Origin of the sequence: Parafrankia sp. EAN1pec (assembly GCF_000018005.1) — a bacterium.
GTDB lineage: Bacteria > Actinomycetota > Actinomycetes > Frankiales > Frankiaceae > Parafrankia > Parafrankia soli.
Genome location: NC_009921.1, coordinates 659,879 through 674,389 on the forward strand (window position 1 = coordinate 659,879; position 14,511 = coordinate 674,389).

A 14,511-nucleotide genomic window follows, 5' to 3' on the forward strand; every position below is an offset into this window, starting at 1 on the left:
CCGATCTGCAACCGGCTCTCGCGATCGTCCTCACAGCGGCAGGAGCACCGGTCCAGCCCGAGATCCTGCGCGGCGGGCGCCCGCACCATGTACCGGGTGGTCTCCGCGGCAGCGCGGACCGGAATTCGACTTTCGCACTTCGCGAGGATGTGACTACACATGGCCAGGCGCCGCTTCGTAGGCGCGCTTCTTATAGCTCTCGGCATCCTGATGATGTGCGGCGGCGCCATCGGCGCACTATCCACTCGGAACCAGGAGAGCCCGCCGGGAAAAGACGTCGAGGAATATCAGGAGACGTCCCTCACTGCGGGACTGGTTGCCGTCGGAGGAATCTACACGAGTGCAGCAGGGCTACGGCTCTGCCTACCCAGCCGACGGAAGGAGAAGCCGAGCCGGCCCAACCGGATAATGATGGGCTGCGGTTTTCTTCTCATCCCGGCGGGGCTGGCCGTCATGGCCATTATCGGCACAATAACGGGCTTCACAGTCGGAGCTTTCCTGCAGGCAGCCGGCGCAGTTCTGCTGGCTATCGGTATGAACGCCGGACGGTAGGATTCCGCCGACAGCCGGGCTCAGGGGGTGGGCGGCCATTGAGCGCAGCTGGCCCGGTACGGCTCACCGGGCAGGTAGCGCTCCCATTCCACCCTCGTCAGGTTCCGGCCGGCGATCCGGCACGCGGTCGCCATCCATTCCGGCAGGTCGACGTGCCACACCTGCGCGATGCCCCTGTCGGAGCCGGCCACCACCGACATCCCGTCAGGGCTGCGGGCCAGAATGCCCGCGCCATGGGCCTGCGTCGCCGGTTCCCCGACGGAGGCCGTCGTCGTGGCGTCCCACAGCTGCACGGAGCTCTGGTCACCGGTGTCACTCGTCGTCATGACCAGATCGCCGTCGCGCAGGAAGGCCACGCCTCCCACGCTTGTGGTGTTGAGATGCCGGCGCACCGTACCGTCGGAGGTGTCCAGGAACTCGACGAAACCAGAAGCTATGGTGCCGAAGCCGATGGCGATCTTCGTGCTGTCCGGCGAGAACGCCAACGTCGCCTGGTCCGCGGTCTCCAGTTGCCGCAACCACACCGAGCGGCCAGTCGCGGCGTCGAACATCGTGATCCGGTGGCCCTGTTGGTCCGTGACAGCGAGCCGCTGCCCGTCGGGGCTGAACGCCGGCCGCGGCTGGCCGGTGGAGCCGGTGGAGCCGGCGGTGTCGAGGTCCGCGACCAGCCGTGGCCGGTGTGGGTCGCCGACGTCCCACAGCAGCACCCCGCCCGCGTGAACGGCGGCGACCCGGTCACCCGCCGGGCTCCACTCCACTGCCGCCGGATGGTCCGCCGGGGCGAGCACCGCCAGTTCGGTTTTCCCGGCCCGGTCCCAGAGCCGCAGCACGCCGTTGGCACCCACCCCGACGATCCGGGCGCCGTCGGGGCTGAGCGCGACTGGAGCGGACACCGCGCCGTTGAGCAGAGGGCCCAGCTCGCGTCCGTCAGCCGCGTCCCACACCAGGACCCGGTGGTCGTCCAAGCCCTGCGTGATGACCTCGGTCCCGCTCGCCGTGAAGCTGCCGGTAACTCTGCCGTCGTGGCCTGCCAGCGTGAACCCCAGCGGTGAGCCGCCCCGGTCGAGGCGCCAGATGTCCGCCTCGGCGGCTCCGCTGGTCATCAGCCGCCCGTCAGCGAGGAACGCGACGGGAGTGGACGCCCGGCCGGCAGCCGACAGCGTGACCTGCTCCCGCCCCGAGCCAACGTCGAAGATCCGGATGGCGTTGCCTCCGTCGTTCACGGCGAGCCGTCGTAGGTTCTGGCTGAGGACAATGCCCGGAGCCGCTCCCGACAGGCCCGTCAGTTCCTGTTTCGCCAGCCCGGTGTTGACGTCCCACAACGTCACCCGGTCCCGCAGCGAGGTGGGCAGAGTGACGCCGTCGGCCCCGAAGAATCCCGGTGCTCCTGCCAGGTCGCGCAGGACAGCACCCGAGTCGATGTCCCACACCCGCGTCGTCGGCCTGCCGTATGCGCCGGCGGCCATCCGCGTCCCGGTCGCGTTCAGGACGAAGATCGGTATCTCGCCCGGCGCCGCGGGGAACCGCAGCGGCTGCCCCAGCTGGCGTGGCCGCTCGGGGACCGACCGGTCCCACGCCACGATCTGTCCGCTGTTGTCGACCGCGAAGAACCGGTCGGGGTCACGCGGGTCGAACTGGCCGTAGGCGAGCCCGGTGCCGGCCGGGATCGGAGCGCCCACCTGCCGGCCGGTGGCGACCTCCCACACCACGACCTTGCCGTCGCTTCCTCCGACCGCGAGCATCGACGCGTCCGCGCTGAACACCGCGAGCTGGCGGCCGGTGGGCCAGTGCAGCTCGCGGACGATACGAGCTGCGTGCAGGTCCCACAGCCGGACCGTGCCGTCCTGACCGGGGGCGGCGACCAGTCGACCGTCCGGGCTCACCGAGGGCGGCACCACAGCCGGCAGGAAACTCGACGACGGAAACCGGATGATCTGGTCGAGGTTGGCCGGGGTGCGGGCGAGGGCGGCCTGCAGCCCGCCCTCGGTGTCTCGCGACGGCGCGAGCTGGTAGCCCTGCACCCCCAGCAGCAGTGCCAGGTCCACCTGGTCCGGCCCCAGATTCGCGGCCAGCGTCGCCAACCGGCCGGCCTGCGACAGCGTGGTGGCTTCGCGGGCGACGTTGGCCTGCTGGTTCGCTGCACTCCACTGCACCACCGCCAGCACTGTCATGGTCAGCGCGACGACGAGCAGAATGGCCAGTACTGACGCCCAGGAACGTGATCGACGCGCCGAGCGGCGGGCGTCCCGCAGCTGACGCTCCTCGACGGCGACCGAAGCGGCCAGGAACAGGCGTTCCAGTGCGTTGGCATCGCCAGGATTGGCCTGCGCCCATTCCTGCAGGGCGTGCAGCCGGGTGCCGTGGTACAGGTAGCCCGGGTCCTGGTCGCTGCGCTGCCAGGCGGCCGCCGCCTCGGTGAGCTGGCGGTGCAGACGACGGCCATCGCGGTCAGCCTCCAGCCAGCCCCGCAGGCGTGGCCACGCGCGCAGCAGCGCCTCGTGCGCCACCTCGACGGTGTCGTCGTCAGCGGTGACCAGCCGCCGCTCGACCAGCAGGGTGAGGATGCGGTCGGCGGCGTCGCTGTCCACGAGCTCGTCGCGGGCGGCCCGCCGCCTCACATCCAGGCCGTCCTCGCCGGGGCTGACCAGCCTGAGGAGCAGCCGGCGGGCGATCGCCTGTTCGCCGGGGTCCAGGCCCTTGTAGACGTCTTCGGCAAGCCGGGTGACCGCTCCGGCGACGCCACCAGCCTCCCGGTACGCCGCGGTCCGCAGCATCCGGCCGTCACGGCGTTCCCAGGTCGCCAGCAGGGCGGTTGACAGCAACGGCAGCGCGCCCGGTTCGTGCTTGGCATCGCCGAGCACCGCCGCCACGAACCCGTCCTCCACGCCCAGGCCAGCGACCCGGGCGGGCTGCTCGATCGCCTGGGAGAGTTCGTCGTCGGTCATCGGGCCGACCAGCAGAGTGTTACGCCCGATGAGGCGAGCGAGCGTCGGATGATGGGCGAAACGGCCGTAGTAGTCGGCCCGCACGGTGATGACGACGCGCAGCCGCCCGTCCCGCAGCTCGAGCTCACCGACCAGCCAGTCCACCACAGCGGTGCGCGTCGCCGGCGACCAGGCGGTGAAGGCCTCCTCGAACTGGTCCAACACCAGCAGGTCGGTGCCGTCGGGGTCTTCTGCGCCGCCGTCCCGCAGCACCGCGCGCAGTGCCGCCTCATCGGTCGCGCCGGTCCGCAGCGGCGTATACCGCCATCGCTCGCTGCCGGGCAGCGCACCCGCACGCAGCGCGGGGAGCAGTCCAGCGCGGACCACGGACGACTTCCCGCTTCCGGAGGGGCCGACGACCGTGAGCAGCGGCGCGGCGACGCACCCGGTGACCAGCTGGGCGATCAGCCGTTGCCGGCCGAAGAAGTAGGCGGCGTCCGCCTCGTCGAAGCGGGCCAGGCCCTTGTACGGGCACACGACGGTGTCAGGCCCCGGGGCTCGGGAGGCTCTCACCCGCTGCAGGTCGGTGACGTCGTCGAGCATCTCCTGCTCGGCCTGCGCCAGTGTCCGGTGGACCGCGGCCATCCGCTCGGCTGAGCGGCCGGCCTGGGCTCTCGCCCGCTCGGCGGCCCATCGCGCCGCCGCCTCGTGGACCCTGGCCGGGTTGCCACCCGCGGTGTCGAGGATCACCGAGGTCGCCTCGTCCAGGTCGGCGGGTTGGACGTAGCCCGCCACGATGTTGCCGACCGCGTCGCCCCCTAGGGGCCCGAGTCGCAGCACCCGCTCGGCGGGGACCGCGTCAGCCCACTCGTCCGGGTGGGCGGCCCGGTCGGAGGCGGCCACCACCACGACAACCAGTACCGGGCGGCCGCTCCCCCCGACCGCGGCAGCCACCCGCTTCACCCACGCGGGCCCCCTCCCAGCCGGCCCGACCCCCGCGGACTCCGCCCCGGCTGGCCCCAGCCCGGCTGGCACAGCCTCCGCGGGTTCCGGGCCGGCTGGCTGGTCTACGACGACAAGCACGGGACGTTGCGCCACCTGCGTCGTGAGCGCGGGCGTCAAGGTCGTCTCGACGACGGCGCCGCGCGCCGCCACCGTCCGTGCGAACTCCGCCAGCAGGCGGCTGGCTCCGCCGCCCGGTTCGGCCTCGACGACGACCAGCCTGCCCACGTCATCGAGTACCTGGTCCCACACGTCCCGCAGCCAGCGTTGGGCCCCGTCCCTGCCGATCAACGGGGTGCGGTCGGCACTCAGTGGAGCCGGGACATCGCCCGGTCGTACCGGCCAGGCGACCTCGACGGGCCGCTGCGAAACGATCGTGTCGTGCAACGCTCGCAGCTTCGGCCCTGGCTCGATGCCACCGTCGTCGACCAGCCGCGTCCACGCGGCGCGATAGGTGTCGAGTGCCTCCTTCTGCCGCTGCGACTCGTAGAGCGCCACCATCAGCTGGCCCCAGAACCGCTCGTTGGTCGGATGGTCCGCGACCAGGCGCCGTAGGTCGCCGACCGTACCCGCGGCACGGCCGAGGGCGCGTTCGGCGTCGAGCCGGTCAGCAGCCGCGGTGAGCCGGAGTTCGATGAGCCGGTCCCGCTCCGGGGTGAGGTAGGCGACGTCTGCCAGGTCCTGGTAGGGCTCATCGCCCCGCCACATCGCCTCCGCCCGACGGAACCGGGTCAGTGCGAGGTCCGGTGCCCCGGCCACCAGAGCCGACTGCGCGCGGTCGACCAGCCGCGCGAACGACGCCGCGTCGAACGCGGCGTCGTCGACCCGCAGGCAGTACCCCGTCGGTGAGGTGACCAGCACCGACCAGCCGGCCTCGGGCCGCTCTGGTTCGAGCATCGGGCGGAGCCGGGCGACGTAGGCCTGCACCGTCCGTTCGGCGCTGGCCGGCGGCTGTGCTCCCCACAGACCGGTGACCAACCGGGACAACGGAACCGCACGGTTTCGCTCGGACAGCAGGATGGCCAGGAGTGTGCGTTCGCGGGTACCGCGCAGCTGGACGGGTGTGCCGCCCCGGCGAACTTCCAACGGCCCGAGCACCTGGAACGACAGCCCCGCCGGCCGGCCACCGGCCGGCGGGGTTCGGTTCTGCACGCTCGGTTCGTCGCCCGCCGCGCCGATGCCCTCGTCGAGCATGTGGGCTTTCTCCTCGCCATTCCGACCCCCCGTGCCCCCAACTGCGCGCCAAGCGAGGCACCTGCTGACCGAGATCCACCGTAGTCGCGCTCAGCGATCAAGTCGACACTCACACGCCCAGGACGCCCAAGGCGGACAAGTCGCCAGGAACAGCCCAGGAGCGCCGGTGCTGGTCCAGCCCGTCATGCCGGGTCGTCGCCGAGTTTCTGATCGATGCCGCGGCCGCAGTCGGCGAACGGGGAACGGGGAGGGTTGAGGCAGCCGGCGCGGTTCTGTCGATGGCGCCCCTCAGCCGCAGGCGGCGGTTCGCCGGCGGTCGGCGCGGGCCGCGGTGGTGTCTGCACGGCCGGCAGACGGGCCCGGCCGCTTGGCCTCGTCATTGGCGTGTGCAACCAAGGGGTGGTACCGATCGTCCTCGCGCACGCCCGCGCCCTGCTGACCGGTACCCGGCAGGGCCGCACCGCCTACCTCGACGCCGACCTGCGCGAGCCGGAGAAGATCCTCGCCTCGCCCGAACTGGCCGAGACTCTCGACCTCGACCGGCCGCTCGTGCTCTCCCTGATCGCCGTGCTGCACTTCATCCCTGAGTCGGACGACCCGTACGGCCTGGTCCGCCGTTACACGGAGGTCCTCCCGTCGGGCAGCTACGTGGCGCTCACCCACGCCACCGGGGACTTCGCGCCGGAGGAGGCGGAGCGGGTCTCGGCCGTCTACCAGGCACGCGGGATCGCGCTGACCCCACGCTCCCGGGGCGGGGTCGAGGGCTTCCTCACCGGCCTCGACCTCGTCGAGCCGGGTGTCGTGCCGGTCCACCGCTGGCACGCCGAGATGGACGCCGGGGAGGAACTGGCCGACAGCCGCGTCAACGTCTACGGCGCCATCGCCCGCGTCCCCTAGGGACTGTCTGGCCAGCGACGGGACCCATTTCGACCAGGTCATGGCCGGTATCCGGGTTCCGCGCCTTGGGTGAGAGCGGCCCCGGACCCGCGGGTCGGCGCCGCGGATCTTTCCGTTCACCGGGTTGAAACCGACCCAGTTCCGCCGGCTGGTCCGCCTGGTCGTCCAGCGCGGTGGGGACCGGATCGCTGATGGCCGCCCGGGGCGGCCGTGGGCGCGGAAACGAGCCAGCACCTCGGCTATGACAAGCACGATCCGTCGGGGCGTGACGGGGGGAATTCACGGAACGGGACCCGGATCGTGCGCCGGGCGGTCCCGAAACCCACAAACCGAACTTTCAACCGATCGTGTCGGGTGGTCGGGATGATGGTTGGTGGTGGTCGTGGGGGTGGACGGGTCGGGTTGGTAGATGACGAGTCCGCCGGTTTGTGTGCGTTTGGCGGTGTACATGGCCAGGTCGGCCTGGTGGATCAGGATGTCGGGGGTGGCGGGTCGGGTGGTGGTGCTGTCGAGGGTGACCAGGCCGAGGCTGGCGCGGGGGGTGTAAGGCCGCCCCGCCAGCAGGCAGGGGGCCTGGACGGCGGTGGCGAGCCGTTCGCCGATGCGGCGGGGGTCGTCGGGGCCGCCGCCGTCGAGGATGACGCCGAACTCGTCGCCGCCGAGGCGGGCGACGGTGTCGATCGCGCGGGTTTCCGCGCGTAGCCGGTCGGCGCTGATCTGGAGGAGTTCGTCGCCGACGGCGTGGCCGAACGTGTCGTTCACCTTTTTGAAGCCGTCAAGGTCGAGGAACAGGACGGACACCGTGTCCTCGCCGGAGGTGATGGCGGGGGTGTGGGTGGTGTCGCTGTCGGTGCCTTGGGTGAGGGCTCGTTGCAGCCGGCGGGTGAACAGTGTCCGGTTGGCCAGGCCGGTCAGCGGGTCGTGGAACGCCTGGTGGTGCAGTTGCCGTTCGCGTTCCCGGATCTCGGCGAGTAGCCGGGTGTTCTCTGCGAGGGTGACCATCTGCCGGAGCAGGGCGAGCACCAGCAGTGTGATCATGCCGTAGGTCTCGAACCGGTCGAGGCGGGCACCGGTGGCCAGCTTGCCCAGGATCAGCAGGCCCGCGGCGGTGAGCGCGGCGTAGGGCAGCGCGGCGTGTGCCCACATCGCCCGCGGGCTGGGCGGGGCGGGGCCCTCGGGGGGCGTGCGGGTCGGGACCGGGACGAACGCGGCGAGGAAGACCAGCAGGTAGGCGAGAGCGAACCCGATCAGGCCCCAGGGCGGCAGGTGGAACCCGTACTCCGCGGCGACGTAGGAGATGATGTTGGTGGTGAGTCCGTAGGCCAGCAGGCCGGTGCCCAGTAGTGCCAGCGTTGCGGGGGCGCGGGGTCGGCGGAAGCTGGCGATCAGCACGACCGCGGTGGCGAGGATCAGGCCGGCACCCTGGTGGGTCAGGGCGAGCCGGAATGGTCTGATGTCGGGGCCCGTCTGGACGACCGCGGAGAGCACCGTCCCCCATTGCAGCAGGACGAGCGAGCCGGCGATCAGCAGGCAGTCCAGCAGGGTGATCGCATACCAGCGGTGGGCGCCGTACCATCGCCTGCCAGCACTCCCGCCCCGGCTGTCCACCGGGTCGGTGGGCAGGGACAGCAGCCCGGCCAGGGCCACCCCGTAGAGGGAGAGGAAGACGGCATACGCCGGGGACATGCCTTGCCTGTGGGGCAGGTCTCCGGCCAGCAACGTCGGTGCGATCGAGAGGCTGGCGAGCATCGCTCCGGCGGCGGTGAGACCGATGAGCACCCGCCAGCGGCGCTCCGCCCCGCGTACCCGCCGGGCGGTCCAGAAACAGGCGGCCGCGGCGGCGAACTGGGCTGCGGTGGAGACGAGGTCCGTGGCGACGCGGGCGGAGCGCAGGTCCAGCAGCACCGCGAAGGCGACATCCAGCCCCAGCAGCGCCAGGGAGGCGGCGATGGCGCACCGCAACACTCGTGGCGTACGGCCCGAACCGGTCAGACGCCACGGACTATGTGCAGAAACGACGACGTTGCGGAGTTCAGGCATCACCCACACCCCCACAAGGAAGCGTATCGCAATCATTTAGATTCGTACAGTGACGATTCGGCGAGGGTGGGGTGAACAAGGAGGGCTCCGTCACGGCGAACGTCGTGACGGAGCGGCTGTAGCGGGGTGCAGTCGCCGCGGGCTGCGGCGATGCTGGCGTCGCTGGCAGGCTGACGTCCTGCCTACGCTGTCGGCGGTCGGCTGGTGGAGGTGTGCACGCTGTGATCGCAGGTGACATGGCCCAGCCCTTCAACCATTTCAAGATCCCAGACTGATGCGCGCGACCTTCGCCACCGAGCACACCCCCGGCCGGGTCAACGAGGACGCGGTCGCCGTCGGCGACGGCTGGGCGTTCATCCTCGACGGCGCGACCGCCCGTGCCGGTGTGGTCTCCGGGTGCGTGCACGACGTCCGCTGGCTCGCCAGCACCCTCGCCGGGGAGCTCGCCCAACGGCTACTCAGCTCGCAGCAGACTCTCCCAGCTCTCCCCGACCTGCTTGCCGAGTCCATCCAGGCAACCTGCCGCCAGCACGGCCCCGACTGCGACCTGTCGAACCCCAACAGCCCCAGCTCTACCGCCGTCATCGCACGGTGGACATCCGACGAGTTCGAATACCTCGTCCTTGCCGACTCGCCGCTGATCCTCGACCTCGGCAGAACCATCCGCCCGATCATCGACGACCGGATAGCGCACCTGCCGGACTACTCGGCAGACGGGGTGGCCCGTTCCCGGAACCAGCCGGGCGGGTTCTGGGTGGCTTCCACCAACCCTGACGCCGCATATCAGGCCGTCACCGGTTCGGTGCCGGCTGATGAGGTCCACCGCGCGGCCCTGCTGTCGGACGGCGCGTCCCGGCTCGTCGAACAGTTCGGCGTGCTGGACTGGCGGGGCCTGGTGGATCTTCTGGACAAGTCGGGGCCTGCCGAGTTGATTCGCCGGACCCGCGCGGCGGAGCGCGCCGAGGCACCCGAGATGGCTGCACGCCGCCAGGAGAAGCGCCACGATGACGCGACCGCCATCCTACTCCGCAGGTAGAGGCGTGTTGATCCGGGCGCGAGATCGCGACCCGGCCCGTTGGCCGATGTTCGTCCGCGGTTCCAGACCCGTCGCCGGCGGGGAGCCGGGCCCGGGGCGCCCTGGCAGGTGCGCCGGCCGGGGTCAGGTGCGGATCAGCCGATCGGCGTGGACTGCCTCGGAAGTTGCGACGGTGCTGTGCCCGCTGCCGCGGAGCCGCCAACGTGTGGGGATGCCGTTCGAACCGGGGATCCGTCCGCCGGCCAGCGCCGCTTCGATGCGCCGGCGGACGGTGTGTTCCTGATCGGTTCGGTGGCGAACCCCGGCTCGCACCCACCTGTCGGGTCGGCGTCGATCACGGTGGGAGGCTGACCAGCCGCGCTACAACTCAGGACATGTCACGTGTGATAGCTGGTCTGCACGCGGTCCCAGTGCTTCTCATAGGCGGGGCCCTCTCGGTCTCCTTCATGCTCCCGGCGGGCAAGCTATCCCTGCTTGCGCCGATGATCGCTGGCGTGGCGGCGGTCACGATGATTTCGATCCTCTTGCTCCTGCCGCGCCTGACCCGGTGGAGGCTCGACGAGTTGCACGGCCGCGGGGGCGCCCCGCCGCCGCTACCCGGACGTTTCGGCTTCGGTGGCCGGGGTCGCGATTTCACCCCTCGGTTCGGCACCGTTCTCGGGGCCGAACCGAGGGGAAGCAGTGGCGGTTCCGACGACGGCGACGGCGGTTGGAGCCACGGCCACTACGGCCACCGCCACGGCGACCAGTACGGCCACAACCATCATGTTCACGGCGGTCATCACGATCATTGTTACTCGGGTTCGGACTCCTGGGGCGGCTCCGACAGCCACAGCAGCTCCGGTAGTTCGTCGAGCAGTAGCTACGACAGTTCCTCGTCCAGCAGCAGCTCGGACAGTTCGTCCAGCACCTCGAGCTGCTGACAGAAGGTTGTCGACGAACATGGCCTCAAAGATCTATCAAAGCCACGTCAGGCGCCCTCTTAGTGCTTGATCCACAGCTCCTCGGGCTGTATCGAGCCGAGGCCATACTGCACCAAGCCGCCGACCTTCTTCCCCACGTCGAGTCTTACGATTCATGGTCGGACCTTCCATCGGCGTTCCAAAGTGGTACGGCGGTGGAACGAACGGACTGAGGGCTGCCGGCGGGGTGTTACCTGTTCACGGACGCGGCGAGTTTTACGGGCGTGATCTGCTCAGCGAGCCCACCAAGCCCATGACAAATTTGACAGCATGACGAAAAGGCGGCACCAACACTGTTGGAACAGCGAGCGCCACGCAGCTCGCAGCATCCCCTGGGCCGGCGCGGCCGCCCTGTTCAAGCTTGGCCTCTCAGGGGTCGGGTATCTGCGGTGCGGTTATTGACTGCTGGGGAGTTGGCTGGCGACGCCGTCGAGGAAGAGGGTCATGCCGTGAGTGAAGACGTCGTCGGCGGAGGCGGCGGTGTAGAGATTCCCGGCCGTACGTAGCGCCGGGAAGTCGTCGGCGGGTAGTCCGTCGAGAAGTTGACGCAGGTCGGCTGCTCCGGCCACTCCGTTCGAGCCGCGACCGGCGGGGCTGCGTCGGATGTTGGTGGAACCGCCAACGAACTCGATCATCGTTATGGTCGTGTAGACCGCCTGTCTGTCGGTCAGTCCGGCCTCGCGGTACAGGGCGAGGGCGAATTCGACGAGGCGCAGCATGTTCGGCCCCGATCCGGATCCCGATTTGCTCCGCCCAGCCGACGGGGGCAGCGGCTGGCTGAGGATGACCCTGCGCATCTCGAACATCAGCGCCTCGACGTCGGCGCGCCAGCCGCGGCCGGTGCGATCGAGTCGGATGTCGCCCATCACGTGGTCGGCGATGAGGGCGATCAGCTCGTCGCGGCTGGCGATGTGCCGGTAAAGCGAGGCGTTGCTGGTGCCGAGCCGTTCGGCGACCGAGCGCACGGTCAGCGCTTCCAGTCCTTCCTCACGGAGGATCTCCAGGGCCGTCTCGACGATGCGTTCGGTGGACAGTCCGCCGGCTCGCGGCCTGCGGCGACGGTCGACCAGGGCGCGCTCCGCCCACCAGCGGGCGGATCCGGGCTCAGCGGGTACTGCCGTCTCCTCGGTCGGTGCGGCTCCGTCGTCGTGAGCAGGCGACCGGAGACTATCGGTCACCGCGGGTGGTGAAGATGTCACAGGGCCCTCCGGTTCCGTCTTGACGGTATGCGAGCATCGCCCGCATACTTATCCACTGGCAAGCGACCGCCAGTCGCATAAGGAGTGGGTGTGCGGCCACGATTACAGCGCGGACCTACTTGTGTCTACCGACATGGGTCCCAACCGCCGGCCACGAGAGCGGCGGGGTACCGCGCCGACGTCGTCGCCGCACCCTGGCTGGTCGCATGACCAGGCCCACCCCCGCCACCACCCACCCGGCTGACCGGCAAACGTCATGCCTTCTCCCGACGCGCGCCATCTGGCCCGCGCCGTCGGCGTTCTCCGGACATCACCGGAAAGGCTTCTCCGCCCGGCCCGCCGAACAGGCAGGCGACCTTCGGCTTGATCTCAGGCAGCCCGCCGGGAAGATTCCGCGCCCAACCAGCTCGGTGGATTTCGCCGGTGCCCCGGCCGGCAGGGCTCCTCACCGCCGCCCGCGGCGCGCCCACCAGCGCGCAGGGAATCCACCCAGGCGAAAAGGTGATCCGCCGATCCCCGCGTACACGATGTGGCCGGTGACCGTCACCGGCGATGAGGCAGGAGAGTGTTCATGACCGCGGTGATGCAGGGTGTACGGATTCTCGAGGTCGCTGAGCACACGTTCGTACCCGCTGCGTCCGCGTTGCTGTCGGACTGGGGCGCCGACGTCATCAAGATCGAGCACGTCGAGCGTGGGGACGCGATGCGCGCGCTGGCGTCCTCGGGTGTCGCGGTCGTCCCGAAGGACGTCCACGTGCTGTTGGAGCACTCCAACCGTGGCAAGCGCAGCCTCGGCCTCGACCTGACCTCCCAGGCCGGCCGCGACATCCTCTACAAGCTCGCCGGCACCTGCGATGTGTTCCTGACGAACAAGCTGCCCAGCGTGCGTACCAAGCTGCATGTTGATGTCGAGGACATCCGCGCCCACAACCCGAACATCATCTACGTCCGCGGGACCGGGCAGGGCGAACGCGGGCCGGACGCGGACCGTGGCTCCTACGACTCGCTGGCCTTCTGGGCCCGCGCCGGCGTCGCGGTCGGCAGCATGCGCCCGGAGTACAGCCATGTCCCGGTCCCGCCCGCGCCCGGTTTCGGTGACTCGATCGGCGCGATGACGATCGCCGGCGGGATCATGGGCGCGTTGTTCCACCGCGAGCGCACCGGTGAGGCCACCGAGGTCGACGTCTCCCTGATGGCCACCGGGATGTGGGCGATGGGTCAGGCCCTCGCCCTGTCGCTGCTGCTCGACATCCCGTGGACCCCGCCGCCGCTGGACGCGCCGCGTTCCAACCCGCTGACCGGGAACTACCAGACCAAGGACGGCCGCTGGCTGTCGTTCACCTGCCTGCAGGCCGGGAAGTACTGGGCGCCGATGTGCGAGGCCATCGGGCGTCCCGAGCTCGGCGCCGACCCGCGTTTCGTCGACCACGCCGCGCTGATGGCGAACAGCCGGGAGGCCATCGCGATCCTCGAGGCCGCCTTCGCCGAGCACCCGCTGGCCGAGTGGCGTGAGCGGTTGGCGACCTTCATCGGCCAGTGGACGGTCGTGCAGGACACCCTGGAGGCCGCCGCGGACCCGCAGGCCGTCGCCAACGGGTACGTCCAGGACTGCGCCACCGCCGCCGGCATCCCGTTCCGGATGGCCGCCGCCCCGGTGCAGTACGGCGGGAAGCCCGCGCCGGCGGGCCGGGCGCCGCTGTTCAACGAGCACGGCGACGAGATCCTCACCGAGCTCGGACTCGACACCGACGCCGTCCTCGACCTCAAGATCCGCGGCGTCGTCGCATGACCCCCACCTCAACGAAGAGCCAGGAGACATTGAGATGACGCTGTTCGACGCGTTCCGATTCGACGGGAAGCGGGTCCTCGTGGTCGGCGGCGCGACCGGCATGGGTGCCGCCGCCGCCGAGCTCGCCCAGGCAGCGGGCGCCGAGGTCATCGTCGCCGACTACGCCGAGGTCACCCTCCCCGGTGCGAAGTCGATCCACGTGAACCTCGCCGACGCCGCCTCCATCGACACAGCCGTCGACCAGCTCGGCGGACCCGTCCACGCCCTGCTCTCCGCCGCCGGCGTCGCCGACGGCACCCCGGGCATCGAGCGGATCAACTTCATCGGCCACCGCTACCTCATCGACCGCCTGCTGGCCGGCGGGCTGCTGCCCCGCGGCTCCGCGATCGGCTTCATCTCCTCCGCGGCCGGCCTCGGCTGGGAGGCCAACCTCCCGCTACTCAAGGAATACCTGGCCATCACCGACTTCGACGAAGCCACCAAGTGGGCCGTCGAGCACGGCAAGGCCGACTACATGTGGAGCAAGCAGGCCGTCTGCGCCTACGTCGCCACCCAGGCGATGCCCCTGCTCAAGCAGGGCATCCGCATCAACGCGATCTGCCCCGGCCCCACCGACACCCCCCTCGCGCGGGCGAACGAGGAGAGGTGGCTCGGCTTCGGTACCGACTACCGGGCCGAGCTGGGCATCGAGGCCGCGACCCCCCTGGAACAGGCCTACCCGCTGCTGTTCCTCTGCAGCGACGCCGCCTCCGCCATCAACGGCATCACCATCGTCACCGACTCGGGCTACTTCACCGCCGGCATCTCCGACTCCTTCCCCCCGGCCACACCCATCGTGAAATTCATGCTCGGTCGGTGACCGGCTGCCTGGCGGCGCTCGCCGTCGGGCCCGTCCGTCCCTACTTCGGCACACCAC

8 protein-coding genes and 1 pseudogene are annotated in these 14,511 nt (G+C 70.5%); 6 read left to right on the forward strand and 3 right to left on the reverse strand.

Features of this window, described 5'->3' with window-relative positions; translation table 11 throughout:
* Nucleotides 1–159: 159 nt before the first annotated feature.
* Nucleotides 160–552, forward strand: coding sequence for a hypothetical protein (locus tag FRANEAN1_RS02765; RefSeq protein ID WP_041253640.1), 393 nt, complete (start codon nt 160–162; stop codon nt 550–552).
* A gap of 20 nt (nt 553–572) precedes the next feature.
* On the opposite strand, the gene FRANEAN1_RS36765 is transcribed toward FRANEAN1_RS02765, so the two are convergent.
* The gene (locus FRANEAN1_RS36765) at nt 573–5,672 is read right to left on the reverse strand and encodes a BTAD domain-containing putative transcriptional regulator (RefSeq protein WP_020458225.1); all 5,100 of its coding nucleotides are present in this window, start codon (nt 5,670–5,672) and stop codon (nt 573–575) included.
* A 399-nt stretch (nt 5,673–6,071) separates the two neighbouring features.
* Here FRANEAN1_RS36765 and FRANEAN1_RS02775 point away from each other — a divergent pair, with 399 nt between their 5' ends.
* Together FRANEAN1_RS02775 and FRANEAN1_RS40675 are read left to right on the forward strand one after the other, a co-directional pair.
* The gene (locus FRANEAN1_RS02775) at nt 6,072–6,569 is read left to right on the forward strand and encodes an SAM-dependent methyltransferase (protein ID WP_347176961.1); all 498 of its coding nucleotides are present in this window, start codon (nt 6,072–6,074) and stop codon (nt 6,567–6,569) included.
* A gap of 106 nt (nt 6,570–6,675) precedes the next feature.
* Nucleotides 6,676–6,783 (forward strand): annotated as a pseudogene (locus FRANEAN1_RS40675) (IS5/IS1182 family transposase); the annotation flags it as partial.
* Nucleotides 6,784–6,848: 65 nt separating this feature from the next.
* Here the strand turns inward: FRANEAN1_RS40675 and FRANEAN1_RS02780 are convergent.
* Complete coding sequence (locus FRANEAN1_RS02780; RefSeq protein WP_020458227.1) at nt 6,849–8,609, reverse strand: GGDEF domain-containing protein; 1,761 nt, start codon at nt 8,607–8,609, stop codon at nt 6,849–6,851.
* A gap of 274 nt (nt 8,610–8,883) precedes the next feature.
* Between FRANEAN1_RS02780 and FRANEAN1_RS02785 the strand changes: the two genes are divergently transcribed.
* The gene (locus FRANEAN1_RS02785) at nt 8,884–9,645 is read left to right on the forward strand and encodes a protein phosphatase 2C domain-containing protein (RefSeq protein WP_020458229.1); all 762 of its coding nucleotides are present in this window, start codon (nt 8,884–8,886) and stop codon (nt 9,643–9,645) included.
* Between the two features lie 1,357 nt (nt 9,646–11,002).
* On the opposite strand, the gene FRANEAN1_RS02800 is transcribed toward FRANEAN1_RS02785, so the two are convergent.
* Nucleotides 11,003–11,785, reverse strand: a complete 783-nt coding sequence (locus FRANEAN1_RS02800; RefSeq protein ID WP_049795570.1) for a TetR/AcrR family transcriptional regulator — start codon at nt 11,783–11,785, stop codon at nt 11,003–11,005.
* Nucleotides 11,786–12,377: 592 nt separating this feature from the next.
* Between FRANEAN1_RS02800 and FRANEAN1_RS02805 the strand changes: the two genes are divergently transcribed.
* Together FRANEAN1_RS02805 and FRANEAN1_RS02810 are read left to right on the forward strand one after the other, a co-directional pair.
* Complete coding sequence (locus FRANEAN1_RS02805) at nt 12,378–13,595, forward strand: CoA transferase (RefSeq protein ID WP_020458232.1); 1,218 nt, start codon at nt 12,378–12,380, stop codon at nt 13,593–13,595.
* A gap of 34 nt (nt 13,596–13,629) precedes the next feature.
* Nucleotides 13,630–14,454, forward strand: a complete 825-nt coding sequence (locus tag FRANEAN1_RS02810) for an SDR family oxidoreductase (RefSeq protein WP_020458233.1) — start codon at nt 13,630–13,632, stop codon at nt 14,452–14,454.
* The last annotated feature ends 57 nt before the right edge of the window (nt 14,455–14,511 follow it).